The 14,661-nt window shown below is 48.7% G+C and carries 14 protein-coding genes; all 14 read left to right on the top strand.

Annotated features, from left to right (window positions below):
• Positions 1–38: 38 nt before the first annotated feature.
• The 14 genes from RWJ96_RS00265 (at position 39) to rpe (ending at position 14,642) form a co-directional block, all read left to right on the top strand.
• Positions 39–977: an LPXTG cell wall anchor domain-containing protein gene (locus RWJ96_RS00265; RefSeq protein ID WP_314018290.1), complete on the top strand. Its 939-nt coding sequence runs from the start codon at positions 39–41 to the stop codon at positions 975–977.
• Between the two features lie 94 nt (positions 978–1,071).
• Complete coding sequence (locus tag RWJ96_RS00260; protein ID WP_314018289.1) at positions 1,072–3,090, top strand: ABC-F family ATP-binding cassette domain-containing protein; 2,019 nt, start codon at positions 1,072–1,074, stop codon at positions 3,088–3,090.
• Between the two features lie 129 nt (positions 3,091–3,219).
• Complete coding sequence (locus tag RWJ96_RS00255) at positions 3,220–3,900, top strand: site-2 protease family protein (protein ID WP_314018288.1); 681 nt, start codon at positions 3,220–3,222, stop codon at positions 3,898–3,900.
• Entirely contained in the window at positions 3,900–4,829 is a 930-nt protein-coding gene (locus RWJ96_RS00250) for a segregation/condensation protein A (protein WP_314018287.1), read from the top strand. Before RWJ96_RS00255 ends, RWJ96_RS00250 begins: the two co-directional genes overlap by 1 nt.
• A 3-nt stretch (positions 4,830–4,832) precedes the next feature.
• Positions 4,833–5,507 carry an SMC-Scp complex subunit ScpB gene (gene scpB, locus RWJ96_RS00245; protein WP_314018286.1) on the top strand — a complete coding sequence of 225 codons (675 nt, stop codon included), beginning with the start codon at positions 4,833–4,835 and terminating at the stop codon, positions 5,505–5,507.
• 3 nt (positions 5,508–5,510) lie between these two features.
• The gene (locus tag RWJ96_RS00240) at positions 5,511–6,350 is read left to right on the top strand and encodes a pseudouridine synthase (protein WP_314018285.1); all 840 of its coding nucleotides are present in this window, start codon (positions 5,511–5,513) and stop codon (positions 6,348–6,350) included.
• Between the two features lie 64 nt (positions 6,351–6,414).
• Positions 6,415–7,125 (top strand): histidine phosphatase family protein, encoded by a 711-nt coding sequence (locus RWJ96_RS00235; RefSeq protein ID WP_314018284.1) that lies wholly within the window; start codon positions 6,415–6,417, stop codon positions 7,123–7,125.
• Positions 7,125–8,669, top strand: coding sequence for a (d)CMP kinase (cmk, locus tag RWJ96_RS00230; protein WP_314018283.1), 1,545 nt, complete (start codon positions 7,125–7,127; stop codon positions 8,667–8,669). Before RWJ96_RS00235 ends, cmk begins: the two co-directional genes overlap by 1 nt.
• 3 nt (positions 8,670–8,672) lie before the next feature.
• Positions 8,673–9,527, top strand: coding sequence for a 4-hydroxy-3-methylbut-2-enyl diphosphate reductase (ispH, locus tag RWJ96_RS00225; RefSeq protein WP_314018282.1), 855 nt, complete (start codon positions 8,673–8,675; stop codon positions 9,525–9,527).
• Between the two features lies 1 nt (position 9,528).
• Positions 9,529–10,911 carry a DUF512 domain-containing protein gene (locus tag RWJ96_RS00220; RefSeq protein ID WP_314018281.1) on the top strand — a complete coding sequence of 461 codons (1,383 nt, stop codon included), beginning with the start codon at positions 9,529–9,531 and terminating at the stop codon, positions 10,909–10,911.
• A 46-nt stretch (positions 10,912–10,957) separates the two neighbouring features.
• Entirely contained in the window at positions 10,958–12,283 is a 1,326-nt protein-coding gene (gene der / locus RWJ96_RS00215; protein WP_314018280.1) for a ribosome biogenesis GTPase Der, read from the top strand.
• Positions 12,283–12,945, top strand: a complete 663-nt coding sequence (plsY, locus tag RWJ96_RS00210) for a glycerol-3-phosphate 1-O-acyltransferase PlsY (RefSeq protein ID WP_314018279.1) — start codon at positions 12,283–12,285, stop codon at positions 12,943–12,945. Before der ends, plsY begins: the two co-directional genes overlap by 1 nt.
• A 2-nt stretch (positions 12,946–12,947) precedes the next feature.
• The gene (locus tag RWJ96_RS00205) at positions 12,948–13,958 is read left to right on the top strand and encodes an NAD(P)H-dependent glycerol-3-phosphate dehydrogenase (protein ID WP_314018277.1); all 1,011 of its coding nucleotides are present in this window, start codon (positions 12,948–12,950) and stop codon (positions 13,956–13,958) included.
• A 9-nt stretch (positions 13,959–13,967) separates the two neighbouring features.
• On the top strand, positions 13,968–14,642 hold the full coding sequence (gene rpe / locus RWJ96_RS00200; RefSeq protein ID WP_314018276.1) for a ribulose-phosphate 3-epimerase: 675 nt from the start codon (positions 13,968–13,970) through the stop codon (positions 14,640–14,642).
• The last annotated feature ends 19 nt before the right edge of the window (positions 14,643–14,661 follow it).

The following is a 14,661-nucleotide window of genomic DNA, read 5'->3' as shown; positions in this document are numbered from 1 at the left end:
AAGTATTTACTAGTACGGTTCGGTTTTAAGGAATTGAATTGAAACGATATAAAAACATTGTTCTTGCTATTCTTGTTGCGTTGACGCTTGTTGTGTCAGTTATTACTCCAAGAATTGCTCTTGCAGACTCTAATGAGATTAGTGCTCTTGCTGTTGATAAATACACACGTGAACCAATTGAGGGCGTACATGTTGTAATTTATCAAGGTGGTTCTACCATCGTGGCCGAGGGAGACACAGACGCTGATGGTTACTTTAGACCTTATCTTCCTCTTCCTGACGGTGCTTATAGAGTTGAACAAACCACTTATAAAGAAGGCTATGTTCCTCAGGTCGACTCTGTTTCTTACGTTTTTCAAGACGCTACATATGGTTTAGGTGAGGTGGTCGTTGCTGAACTGGAGAACCAGCCAATTTTAGGCAATATTATTGTTAAAGTCGTTGACACAGATGGCAATCCTATTGCCGGTGCAACTCTTAAGGCTACTGCCGCAAACGTTGCTGGACCTCGTATCCCAACACCTCCATTTACTCAGACCGGTATTCTCACCATGGAGGCTGACGGAAGCTACTCTCTTACAACTGGTGCAGATGGCTCTGTTGTAATTCCTAACCTTATGGGTAACACTTCCACTACCATCACACAGCTCACCACCATTGATGGTTACCAGATTGATACTACGGTTCGTGTTGGTCAGATCACTGGTACAAATACTACTGCCACAGTAACTTTTGTTGATCCTCGTATTCCTGCTCCAACGCCTGCACCAGATCCAACACCTGCTCCAGAGCCACAGCCTGAGCCAACTCCAGCACCAGAGCCTCAGCCAGAGACCCCAAAGGCTAAGAAGGTTAAGAAGTCCGTTCTTCCAAATACCGGTGATAATGCGCTTACGCTACCTTTGATTATTGGCGTTGCTGGTGCAACTGTTGTTGTTGCTGGTGCTGCTCTTTTCCTTCATAAGAAGCGTCAATAAATCTTCATAAGCCTGGTTTCATTTACATAATTCACCACGTAAATCAAGTGAATGACTTATACTTATCCAGTTCAGATATGTATGAGGAGTTCACTTGATTGCTCTTGCGGATAAGATTTCTAAGTCATTTGGCGGCAGAGTCCTTTATTCAAACGCAACACTTCAGCTCAATGCAGGTGAGCGTTGGGCTTTAGTTGGTCCTAATGGTGCGGGTAAGACTACGCTTCTAAAGATCATCATGGGCCTAGAGTCTGCTGATGAGGGAACTGTTACCTTTGCAAAAGACGCTACTCTTGGATACCTTGAGCAAGAGACAGAGCTCATGGGAGATAGAACTGCCCTCAACGAGGTTATCGAATCTGCCCATGAGATTAAACAGTGGGAAAGAAAGGTTAACGACCTTTCAATCAAAATTGCCGAAACTCCCGAAGGTGCAACGCTCAATAAGTATCTTGAAGACTACGCTCATGCTATGGAGCGTTTCGAGCGTCTTGGTGGCTATGAACTAGAGAGTAGAGCTCGCCAGATTCTTGCGGGACTGGGTTTTCCCGTTGAAGACTTCGATAAGCCAGCTAAAGAGTTTTCGGGCGGCTGGCAGATGCGTATCTCTTTGTCAAAACTCCTGTTACGTCGTCCTGATGTTTTGCTCTTGGACGAGCCTACTAACCACTTGGACTTGGAATCTGTTCAGTGGCTTGAGAGGTTCTTATCGTCATATGACGGTACGGTTTTGCTGGTAAGTCACGATCGCTCGTTCATGGATGCATGCGTAACGCACGTGGCGGCGCTTGAGAATCGTATGCTTGTCACGTATACCGGAAACTATTCTGGTTATCTGCATCAGCGAGAAGAAAATCTTGAGCAGCTTCGTGCTAAACGTGCAGCTCAAGAGCGCGACATTGCTCACATGGAGACCTTCATTGAGCGATTTAGGTATAAGCCTACCAAGGCAAAACAGGTTCAAGAGCGCGTGGCAAAGGTCGAGAAGATCCGTGAAGAGCTGGTAGTTCTTCCAGAGCAATCTCATCACATGCATTTTAGGTTTCCAGAACCTCCTCGTACCGGAGATACCGTCATCTCTCTTGAGGGCGTGGCTAAATCGTATGAGGATAACTTTGTCTACGATAACGTTGACCTTAAGCTGTATCGAAGAGATCACGTTGCGCTTGTTGGCCCTAACGGTGCTGGTAAATCTACTCTTATGAAGCTTATTGCTGGTAAGCTTAAGCCAGATGCGGGACAGATTAGCCTGGGCCAAAACGTCACTGAAGCTTACTATGCACAGCACCAGCTTGAAGAGCTCAATCCTGCAAATACGGTACTTGCAGAGCTTGATACCGTTGCTGCGGGCTGGACTACTTCTGAAGAGCGTAGATTGCTTGGAGCCTTCCTTTTCCATGGCGATGACGTTGAGAAACGCGTAAATGTGCTATCTGGCGGCGAGCGCGCCCGTCTCGCACTTGCTAAGATGCTGGTTTCTCCAGATCCACTGTTGCTTCTAGACGAGCCAACTAACCACTTGGACATTGACTCTGTTGACGTTCTGGAGAAAGCACTTGTTGACTTCCCCGGAACTATCATTTTGATCAGTCACGATGAGCACCTGGTCAGAGCTGTTGCTAATAAGGTTGTGGACGTTCGCGACCACAAGGTTACAGTCTATGACGGTGACTACGATTACTTCCTCTTTAAGCTGGCAGAGCTTCAAGCAGCAGCTCAGGGGGAGACGTCGAGCAAGACCGTGTCCTCGTATGGAACTTCGGGTGCAAGAGCGGTTAAGAGTGCTGGTCCAGAGGCAGGTCAAGCTGCAGGATCTTCTCGCAATGTGAAGACTAAGGAGCAGAGAAGAGCTGAGGCGGAGGAGCGCAATCGTAGAAGCCGCGCACTTAGGGAGACCAAAAAGCGTCTAGATGAGGTTGAGGCAGCGCTAACTCCTGCACACAAACGTTACGATGAGCTCATGACGCTTATGGCTGACGAGGCTCTTTATAACGATCCTCAAAAGTTTGATGAGTGCATGGCTGAATACCAGGCGCTCTCCAAGAAGATTCCTGCTCTTGAGGCTGAGTGGTTGGAGCTTTCAGAAAAGATGGAAGCAGATATTGATGAGTAGGTAGTTTTGCCAATCTTGGGTAAAATTGTCTTGTACCTATTGTCTTGTAACTAACGTCATGTTCTTGAGAGTCTTTGTTTGTACGTGCCTGTCTGCACGGTTTTTGCAGATGTTGAGATAAGGATTGTTGTGCCAACTGCTTTAACATCAGTTCCATCGCTTTTGACAACGCTTGCTGAATTTGCACTGGTAATCTTTGCCATTGTGGTTCACGAGGTTGCGCATGGCTTTGTGGCATACAAGTGTGGAGACCCTACCGCTAAAATGTCTGGTCGTTTGACACTAAATCCACTGGCACACATTGACCTGTTTGGTACGGTTCTTTTGCCATTTATGTTGGTATTGATGGGTGGTCCTAGCTTTGGTTACGCAAAGCCTGTTCCCTATAACCCCAACTACCTCAAAGATCGTCGCCGTGACGAGATTCTTGTAGCACTCGCAGGTCCAACGTCTAACATTTTGCAGGCGTTTCTCGGCGCGCTGTTGTTGCGTTTGCTCAACGCATTAGCTGTTGCATTTGGTGCGGCGTATAATCCGCTGGTAATGTACTACGTTTCTTCGCTGGTAATCTTCTACATTCAGATCAACGTAAGCCTGGCAGTCTTTAACATGCTGCCAATTCCACCTTTGGACGGCTCTAAGCTGCTGTTGTATTTTCTTGGCGAGAAAAACCGTCAAAAGTTCTACGCCATTGAGCCTTACTGTATGATTGCTGTTGTGGGACTCATGTTCTTTGCGCCTGGCTTTTTCTCGTCAATTATTGGGGGCATTTCTAACGTCATTTTGAGCCTGCTTGCGAGAATCATCTAATGTCGTACAAAGTAAATACTGCAACATATTCTGGTCCGTTTGACCTGCTGCTTCAGCTAGTAAGTAGGCAAAAAGTTGCCATCGGCTCTATTTCTATCTCTGAGGTTGCTGATCAGTACTTAGCAGAAGTTGACGCCATGGAAGAGCTTGACCTAGACGTTGCCAGTGACTTCGTGTTAGTTGCCTCAACACTTTTAGACATGAAGGCTCATGCCTTGGTGCCTCAAGATGTTTCGCTCAAAAATTCATACGATGAAGACAAGTATGATGACGAGCTTGACGGACTTTCTCCTGACGAGGCGCGAGAAGTACTGATTGCTCGCCTTATTGCCTATAAGCAGTTCAGAAATGCGGGTGCTGCGCTAGGTAGTCGTATGGAAGCAGAATCGTACATGTTCCCACGCTCAGTGGGCCCAGATCCTGATTTCTTGAATCTCATGCCAGACTATCTTGAGGGCATTACCCTCAGAAGCCTTGCTGTCATCTGTGCGGACATTGACTCAAAACGTGAGACATTCTTGCTTGAAGCAGAACATGTGGCGCCAAAAAGGCTCCCAGTGGCCCTGACGGTAGCTTCTGTGGACCGACTCACGCGCTCTAAGGGCAAAGTGACGTTCTCTGAGCTCTTAGACGGTCAAGATACGCCAGAAATTGTGGTTGCAAACTTCTTGGCAGTGCTTGAGCTATTTAAGCGCGGTCTTGTTCGTGTTCAGCAGGATGTCATCTTTGGCGAGATTGAGATTGAGCACATAGAGGGCGCAGATTCATACCAGCTTGATGAGTCGGTTCTTTTGGAACTAGAAGAACTATCTGGTGATGAGCCAGACCTTGATGGATTTAACTTGTCGCAAAATGCGCTCCAAGACGTCCAGCAAACGCTAGTATCGTTAACTCAAACGCCCGATGAAGCACAGAAAGAGGCGGAATAACTTATGGCAGAAGAGCTTACCTATTTAGATTCCGGGTCACTCAAAGGCGCACTAGAATCACTGCTTTTGGTTGCAACAGATGCAATCACTACGGCCGACTTTTCCAAGGTCACCAATGCAGCTCCTGCCGAGGTTGCCCAAGCGCTCAAAGAGCTTGCAGAGGAGTATACGCGCTGCAACAGGGGTTTTCAGCTCAGAGAGGTAGCCGGCGGTTGGCGTCTCTTTACGCACCCAGCTCACCATCAGCTGGTCAGCGATTTTGTGCTCTCCTGGGATACGCGCCGCCTTTCTCAGGCAGCGCTTGAGACGCTGGCGGTTATTGCTTATCACCAGCCCGTTACTCGTGAGGGCGTCCGAGCTATTCGTGGTGTTAACTCTGATGGTGTTATCTCTTCACTTCGCGAGAAAAACCTTGTGCGTGAAGTGGGCAAAGAGGCAGATAGGGGACAAGCCATTCTCTATGGCACAACAGCCCTTTTCTTAGAGCGCTTTGGCCTCAAATCTTTGCGAGAGTTGCCGCCGCTGGAAGACTTTGCCCCTGATGAGGAGTCCAAGCAGTTTATTCGCGAGAGACTCTCTGGCAGAAGCTTCACTTCAACGCTTGAAGAAGCCGCAGAAGACATTGACGATGAGCGCTCTCTTTTGGGAGACAGCTACGATACGCAAGAGGATGCATAGGCCGTGGCAGAAGAGCGTATTGTCCCCATGCGCCTGCAGCGCTTTTTGGCGCGCGCAGGAGTAGCTAGTCGCCGTGGCTCCGAGCGCCTGATGACCTCTGGTCGCGTTACGGTAAACGGCCAGGTAGTCACCGAGCTTGGCAGTAAGGTTGATCCGCTAGTAGATGTTGTAGCAGTTGACGGCATTGTCTGCTCAATTGCCGAGAAACCCGTCTACTTGATGCTCAACAAACCTGCAGGGTATCTGACTACTATGAAAGACCCTCAGGGTAGACCAACCATTGTGGACATGGTTCCCACTGACAGATACCCGGGACTTTTCCCTGTTGGACGTCTTGATATGGATACCACGGGTCTTTTGTTCTTTACTACCGATGGTCAGATGGCACAAGAGCTTTTGCATCCCTCTAAGCATGTATGGAAGCACTATGTTGCTCATGTAGTAGGTACACCTACAGAAGAGCAGCTCAATCGCCTGCGCGAGGGTATTGAGCTTGAAGACGGCCCTGCAGCTCCTGCAGAAGTTGAGATTGTTTCCAACGATGCCAAGATGAAGGCACTTCTCGCCCCACAGGGTTTAGGAAAAACTGGTGGAGGAGAGCCAAACTCCCTGGTCAGCGTAACTATTAGAGAAGGCAGAAAGCACCAGGTCAAAAAGATGCTTCTTGCTATTCACCATAGAGTTCTTGCACTCCACAGAGACACGTTTGGACCGCTCCACCTTACCGGCGTTAAAGAAGGTGAGTGGAGACTACTTACAGAAGAGGAAGTTTCCGCTCTGGAGCGCACTATTGGCAGAGAACCTGGCGCTTCTCCCATCATGCCTTTACATGCCAGCAAATAACTACTAGTCGCACGATTACTAAGTGCACGTCAAACAGCTTAAATACGCCCAGAGAGGAGACATAATGCAGCCATTTGAAGTTCCAGCTCAGGTTCATCGCATTTTGTTTATGCGCCACCCAGAGAGTGTAGCTAATACACAGCGCTTTTTCAGCGGCAGAAGAGACGTTGAGCTTACCGAGCATGGCGTTGAACAGCGAGAGCACGCTGTTCGTGCACTTGTTGCATTCCATCCAGATAGAATTTGGACCTCTCCTTTATCTCGCTGCAAAGACATGGCCCAGATGACTGCCACCAAGCTTGGTATTCCTTGTGAGGTAAAAGATGACCTTGCAGAGATGGATTTTGGCATTTTGGAGAGTAAGCGTTTTGCTGATGCAGAAGAGATTTTAAAGCCCTATGGCCTTACGTTTCCTTGGACCTCAGACAAAAACGGCCACTCCATACCTGCTCCAGAAGCAGAGTCATACGAGCAGGTAAGAAGCAGGTGTCGCACTATTCTTAACGAGCTTTCCAGTCTTTCTGGACGCACTGTTTGTATTTCTCACGGCGGCTATTTGCGCTCTATGATGGCAGAGATTTTTGGCATCCCAGGAAGTTCAAGCTGGAATGTGCATCTTGCAAATGTCTCTTCAATCTTCTTTACTAGTACAGGCAGTTCTGATTTCAAGCTTGGTGGATTTAATCTTGATCCAGAAGAAGTTATTCGTCGTTCCACTGAGCCAAGTTTTTACGATTTTCGTGACATTTGGGGTGTCACCAAGGGGGATAAGTAATGATTGTTGCTATTGACGGCCCAGCAGGCTCCGGAAAGTCTACGGTAGCTCGCGCCCTTTCTGATCGCCTGGATTTGATTTTCCTTGATACGGGTGCAATGTATCGCTCGGTAACCGTAGAATGCCTGCGTCAAGGCATTGATATGTCTGATACCGAGAAAATCATTCAGGTAGCACGCAGCATTAGCATCTCGTTTGGAAACTCTGTTAATGGTCAAACCGTCTTCGCTAACGGTGCAAATGTCACTGCAGAAATTCGTACCCCAGAGGTAGACAGAAACGTCAGTACTGTTGCAGCCATCCCTGAGGTCCGTGAGGCTATGGTCACGCTTCAGCGTCGCGCTGGCGAGAATGGCGATGTAGTTGCAGAGGGTCGTGACATTGGCACCGTGGTATTCCCCGAAGCTGATGTAAAGGTTTTCTTGACCGCAGACCCTGCTGCTCGTGCTCACCGCCGAGCCGTTCAGCGCCAGGGTGGAGATGCAGCCACCGGAAACGATGCCCAGGTAGATGCCAAGAGTGAGGAGAAGATCCTCGAAGACATCAAGGCTCGCGATAAGGCTGATTCTGAGCGTAAGGCAGCACCACTTCGTGCTGCAGAAGACGCTCATCACATTGACTCTTCTGCGCTTTCTGTTGAAGAGGTTATTGCGGCTATTATTGCCCTGCATCCAGGACTCGGCAAAAGAGATGCCCGCAACCACAGGGCTCCTCACCAGGGAAATGGATCAGAGAGCAGCTCTTCTGATGACGGGAAGTCTCACACGGAAGAGCCTAAGCGCTCCGAGAAAAAGTCTTCTATAGCAGCGGCATCTAAGCGTTTGCGTCCTTTTGGCGGAAACTCATTTGACGATTATTACGATACCGCGCTTGCTGATTTTCCAGCTCCAGCCAAGTTCTTTAAATGGCTGGCAGTCAGTGTACTGGGACTGATTACAAAAATCTGGTTTAGATGGCGTTGGGACAATGACCAACTCTTTGTTGGCGATAAGACCCCTCGCGTTCTTATCATGAACCATCCAACGTTTTTGGACCCTATTGTTACTGTTGTCCACCTGCTTGTTCACGGTATCCCCGTGAGAACCATCTACAAGAGTGAGTTCAACAAATTCAAACCGCTTCAGTGGGCGCTTTCTAGACTTGGCGGTATTCCAGTAGATCGCGGAACTGCCGATATGAAGGCAATTCGTCGTGCAACTACGGCACTTTCTAGGGGAGAAATGCTTCTCATTTATCCTGAGGGTACCAGAGTCAGGAGCAACACTGAACGTGGAGAAACCCACGGCGGCTTTGCGCTTATCGCCCAGCTTGCCAAGGTAGATGTTCAGCCACTAGCTATTATTGGTGCGCTTGATATTAAGAAAAAAGGTTCTCCTCTGGTTAAGCCTGTAAAGGTGTATCTTCGTGCAGGTCAGAAGGTTTCTTTTAATGATCTGACCTCTACAAAGCGTAAAGATCAGGCAAAAGAGATGGAAGAAGTGGCCATGGAGCGGGTATACGAGCTAAGAGATGCAATGCTCAAAGAGCATCCCGGAAGGAATTAGTTCGTGCCTACTATTAAAATTGCCGATGAAGCAGGTGCTTGTTACGGCGTAGAAAGAGCTCTTCAGATGGTCCAGCAGGCCGTTAAAGATGCTCATGCGCCCGTGCGCACGCTTGGTCCGCTTATTCATAATCCTCGCGTTGTTACGTCTCTTAAAGACCAGGGCGTAGAGGTTGTTGATTCCGCTTCTGAAGCTGCAGGAAGTGCGCTATTGTTGCGCACACATGGTGTAACTCCTCAAGAGGAGCAGATTGCCAAAGACGGCTGTGTTGACGTACTTGATGCAACCTGTCCGTTTGTAAAGAAAGCTCACGGAGCCGCAGAACTTCTCGCCAAGCAGGGCTATGCCGTGTACGTGGTAGGAGAGTCTGGACATCCTGAGGTAGAAGCTACGCTGGCTCACGTGCCAGGTTCTTTGGCTATTGACACCGTGGAAGAAGTTGCCGCTCAGGCGGACGCTATGAGAGCTGCAAAGAAGGTTGGCCTGGTAGTACAGACCACCATGAGCGCCGCTAAGCTCTCTGAAGTAGTTAACGCGGTGCTTCCGCTTGTTGACGAGCTTCGCGTCATGAATACTATCTGCGAGGCTACTGCGGGCCATCAGGACTCGTGCATGAGACTTGCAAAAGAGTCCGACGTCATGATTATTATTGGCGGCAGAATTTCTGCAAATACCACTCGCTTAGCAGAGATTTCCAAGCTATATTGCCCCGCAACCTATCACATTGAAGGCGCTGATGAGCTGCAAGCTTCTTGGTTTGAGGGAGCAGAGCATATTGGTATTACCGCCGGCGCTTCTACGCCGGAAGCTCATATCAATGCAGTTAAATCAGCTATTGAACAAATCGTAGGCGCCTAATATGGAACAGCGCGCAGACTACGGAAATACAAAATCTGGTGGACTTGGCGCACTGATTGAGTCCGTTGAAGAGGGTAGTCCTGCGTGGAAGGCTGGCCTTGAGCCCGGCATGATTATCGAGAAGGTCAATGGCGTAGTGCCAAAAGACCTGATTGATTGGCGTTGGGAGGCCGACGGCTCCCTCTGTGAGCTTGAAGTTTCTGTTCCTGGTGATGATGAGCTCTATGAGTGTGTGCTTGAGCGTGAGTCTGGAGAAGATTGGGGCGTTGACTTTGTTGATGTGCTCTTTGATGGCATCAAGACCTGCGTAAACGCGTGCCAGTTCTGCTTTATGGCTATGCTGCCAGAAGACATGCGACCCTCGCTTTCCATTAGAGACGACGATTACCGCCTGAGCTTTTTGCAGGGTAATTTTGTTACGCTCACTAACCTCACCGATGAGGACGTTGAGCGCATTATTTCTCACAAGCTTGAGCCTATGAACGTCTCGCTGCATGCAATCTCACCTGATGTTCGCCGTAATCTGATTGGTGCTCGTGCTGCTAGGGGTATTGAAGTTCTCGAGAAACTCATGGACGCTGGTATTGAGATCCACGGCCAGATTGTTTTGTGCCCTAACATCAATGACGGTGAAGAGCTTGATAAAACGCTTGATTGGGTGGAGGCTCACCAGCAGATTACCTCTCTGGCCATTGTTCCGCTTGGCTATACCAAAGACTCCAAACGCTTTACGCATTCGTATTCTGATGATGTGGAGCTGTCCCGCTCTGTAGTCAAAATTGTTGAGCCCTACCAGGAGCGTGCGCGTGCCTCTTTGGGTATTACGCGCTTCCAGCTCTCTGACGAGTTCTACGTAGATGCTCAGCTACCTATTCCACCTGCGTATACCTATGACGGTTATCCGCAATTTTATGACGGCATTGGTATGCTCAGAAGCTTCCTCGATGAGGCTGAAGAGGTCTGTAACACTATGCGTACCGCTCTTGACGAGGCAGATACCTATCTTTCTGCTCGTTCTCGCAAGATTTTGCTGATTGTAGGAGAAGCTGCTCAGCAAACCATCCAGACCTTCTGTGACGATTGGTCAGCTGACGGCAACGTTTCTACTTTTGCCGTGCGCAACGATTTCTTTGGTGGAGACGTTAACGTCACAGGACTTATCTGCGCCGTTGATCTTCTCGCCCAGGTGCCTGAAGACCTCACAGATGTTCTGGTAGTGCTTCCTGAGGTCATGTTTAATTTTGATAAAGTCACCCTTGATGGCATGTCACTGGCAGATTTAACCGCGCAGATAGAGGCGCGCGGCGCCAAAGTCATTATGTCAATTCCTGGTCCCACAAACATTGCCAAGTCGTGCATTAAAGCGCTCAAAGAGTGGGATTAGCCACGTATTGCTGGTATTATTAAACCAACTGAATGAAAGGTGAGACATGGCTAAGCCCATTGTTGCTATTGTTGGACGCCCAAATGTTGGCAAGTCCACGCTGGTAAATAGAATTGCCGAGAAACGCGATGCAATCGTGCACGAGTCTAGGGGGGTAACCCGAGACCGTTCATATCACGATGCTGACTGGAATGGTCGTGAGTTTAAGCTCATTGATACCGGTGGTATTGAGTCAATTAAATCGCAAGATCGCTTTGCTCCACACATTCGTGAGCAGGCTCTTCTTGCATGCGAAGAAGCAGATGTCATCGTTTTTGTGGTAGATGGATCTACTGGCGTTACCGATGAAGACGAAGAGGTTGCACGCATTGTCCGCAAGAGCGCCAAGCCCGTGTTCTTGGTTGTCAATAAGAAAGATAACCCTGCTACAGAGCAGGATGGTCTTTGGGACTTCTATGCACTTGGTTGTGGAGAGCCTCTGCCTCTGTCTGCCTCTCATGGTCACGGTACTGGTGACTTGTTGGATGACATTGTCAACGCATTTCCAGAGGTAAATGAAGAGCCAGAGGATGACGGCATTCTGAACTTGGCAATTATTGGCCGACCAAATGTAGGCAAATCTTCACTGGCAAACCGCCTGGCTAACAAGAAACGCTCCATTGTTTCTGATGTTGCTGGTACTACACGTGATGCAATTGACACCATGATTGAATGGAAGGGAACTCCCATTCGTCTTGTTGATACCGCCGGTATTCGCAAAAAGAGCCAGGTACACGAGGACGTTGAGTACTACAGTCTGGTCAGAGGCCTGCAGGCAATGGACCGCGCAGACGTCTGTCTCCTTGTAGTAGACGCTTCCATTGGCGTCACCGAGCAGGATCAGAAGCTTGCAAACATGGCTGTAGAGCGTGGATGTGCGCTGGTACTCCTGCTTAACAAGTGGGATCTTATTGATTCTGAGGCAAAGCGCGATGAGGTAGCAATCTCTGTAGAAAAACGCCTGGCCTTTGCGCCTTGGATTGCTTCCATCAACGTTTCTGCACTTACTGGCCGCGCTATTGATAAGGTACTTGCCGCTGCTCTTTCGGCTGCAGAATCCCGCGCAATTCAGCTTAAGACTTCCGAGCTCAACGAGCTTCTCGCCCAGATTAGAGAAGGCGGACACACGGTTTCTGACCGAGGCCGTCGCCTTAAGATTCAGTATGCTACTCAGACGGGCTCTAAGCCTCCTGTTATCTCGTTCTGGTGCAATGCTCCAGACCTTGTTGATGACAACTACGAGCGCTTTATTGAGAATAGACTTCGCGAGAAGTTCTCTCTGATTGGTACACCTATTCGATTGAAATTCCGTAAGAAGGTCGAATCTAACTAATGTCTGGAATTGTTGTTGCTCTGATTTTTGGACTAATTGCATTTGGCCTTGGTGGCATTCCATTTGGCCTGATTATTGCAAGCGTTCTGGCTCATGAAGATATTCGCAAACTTGGATCAGGAAACATTGGCACCACCAATGTTGCAAGAAATGCTGGTAAAGCTGCAGGCATTCTTACGCTTCTTTGCGATGCAGGCAAAGGCATTGTCAGCGTCATGCTGGTTCGTTGGTTCTTGGGAGCCCAGGGATTTACTCCTCTGGTCTCGGGAAATGATCATGCAGAGGCAGAGCTTATCGTTTCTTTTGTGTATGCTTGCTGCGTTCTTGGTCATATTTTCTCGCCTTGGCTTCATTTCCATGGCGGTAAGGGAATCGCTGTTGGATTTGGCGGTGGCCTTGCAGTAAATCCACTTGCTGCTCTTGTAGCTCTTGCGGTGTTTATTACGCTTGCCGTGCCAACTAAGTATGTATCGCTTGGCTCCATCGGTGCGGCCGTTGCTATTCCACTATTCTGCCTGCTATTTGGTATGGATCCTGTGGCAACCATTCCTGTCTTTGTTGTAGCAGCGGCAGTTATTTGGGCTCATCGCGAGAATATCAATCGTCTTAATGCTGGTAGTGAGTCTAAATTCTCTTTCGGCGAAAAGAAAAAGGACAACTAAACATGAAAAAAGTTGCTGTTATTGGTTCGGGATCATGGGGTACCGCGCTTTCAACACTTCTTGCTTCAACTTCTGATGAGGTAATTATTTGGTCTCGAGAGGCTGATGTTACCGAATCCATTAATAACGAGCACGTCAACTGCAGACATCTTTCTGATTCTGAGCTTCCACACAATATTGTGTCTACCACTAGTGAGGCTGAGGCTCTCACCGGTGTAGATGCTGTTGTTATGGCAGCACCTTCCGCGTTTTTGCGCTCTGTTTGTGCTGCTTGCGCACCATATCTTGATCCAGAGGTTGATGTTTTGATCCTATCCAAGGGTATGGAGGCAGGATCTCACAAGCTTATGCATGAGGTGGCTGCTGACGAGCTTGGAAACCCTGCAAGAATCGCCGTACTTTCCGGTCCTAACCATGCAGAAGAGGTCATTAAGCAGGGAATCTCTGCAGCCGTTATAGCATCTGAGGACGCTGAGGTTGCAAAGCGCTTCCAGGCACTACTTTATCGTCCATACTTCAGGACCTACGTTAGCTCTGATGTACGCGGTGTTGAGGCTTGTGCTGCAGCTAAAAACGTTGTTGCTATTGCTTGTGGTATTGCTGTTGGTCTGGGCAACGGTGATAACGCTCTTGCAGCCCTAATGACCCGCGGTCTTGCAGAGCTTGGCCGCGTAGTATGCGCTATTGGCGGAGACCCACTCACCTGCATGGGTCTTGCAGGAATGGGAGACCTGGTAGCAACCTGTACCTCCGAGCATTCTAGAAATAGAACATTTGGTGAAGCCTTGGTCAAGGGTAAGACGCTTCAGTCTTATCAAGAAGAAACCGGTATGGTTGTTGAGGGTGCTCAGGCTGTTATTGGTCTTTATGAACTTGGTCAGCAGATGAGCGTTGAGATGCCTATCACTTCAGCTGTTCACGCTGTACTTTACGAAGGTGCTACGCCAGAAGAAATTACTTCTCGCCTTACTAACCGCCTTCCAAATGAAGAATTTTATGGAATGACTCGATAGGAGAGTTTGATGAATAACGTCCTGGTAGCACCATCTGTTCTATCTGCAGATTTCTCCAAGCTTAAGAGTGAGCTTGATTCAATTGCAAACGCCGACTATATCCATTACGACGTGATGGATGGTCACTTTGTTCCAAATATCTCATTTGGCCCAGATATTTTCTCGTACTGCAAAAAGTCTTCTGAGCTGCCTATTGATGTCCATCTGATGGTTACTAATCCAGCTGAGATCGTGCCTCTATTCCTAGACCGTAGTGCTGACGTTGTCACTTTCCACTACGAGGCCGAGGTTCATGCTCATCGTCTTGTTCACGTTATCAAGGATTCCGGTGCTAAAGCTGGTATTTCACTTTGCCCAGGAACTCCTGTAAGCGTTCTTGAGGATCTTATCGAAGACCTTGATCTGGTGCTTATCATGACCGTTAACCCTGGCTTTGGTGGCCAAAAGTTTATTCCTCACTCAATTGAGAAGCTGAAGGCTCTTAAAGAGCTCTGCCGTAAGCACAACGCTCATCCTCTGATTGAGGTTGATGGTGGTATTAGTGCAGCTAACGCAGCTGATGTTGTAGCTGCCGGCGCCAACATGCTTGTTGCAGGTAGCGCTGTATTTGGCCAGGAAGATCGCAGTGCAACTATCCAGGCAATCCGCGACGCTGGCGAGTCCACTCTTACCGTTCAGGGCTAGGCTGCACTCTCTAGCGTCA

The sequence above is a fragment of the Lancefieldella parvula genome (assembly GCF_963547875.1).
Classification (GTDB): Bacteria; Actinomycetota; Coriobacteriia; order Coriobacteriales; family Atopobiaceae; genus Lancefieldella; species Lancefieldella parvula_D.
The sequence above is the reverse complement of the archived record's forward strand: the minus strand, read 5'-3'. Positions and strand labels throughout refer to the sequence as shown.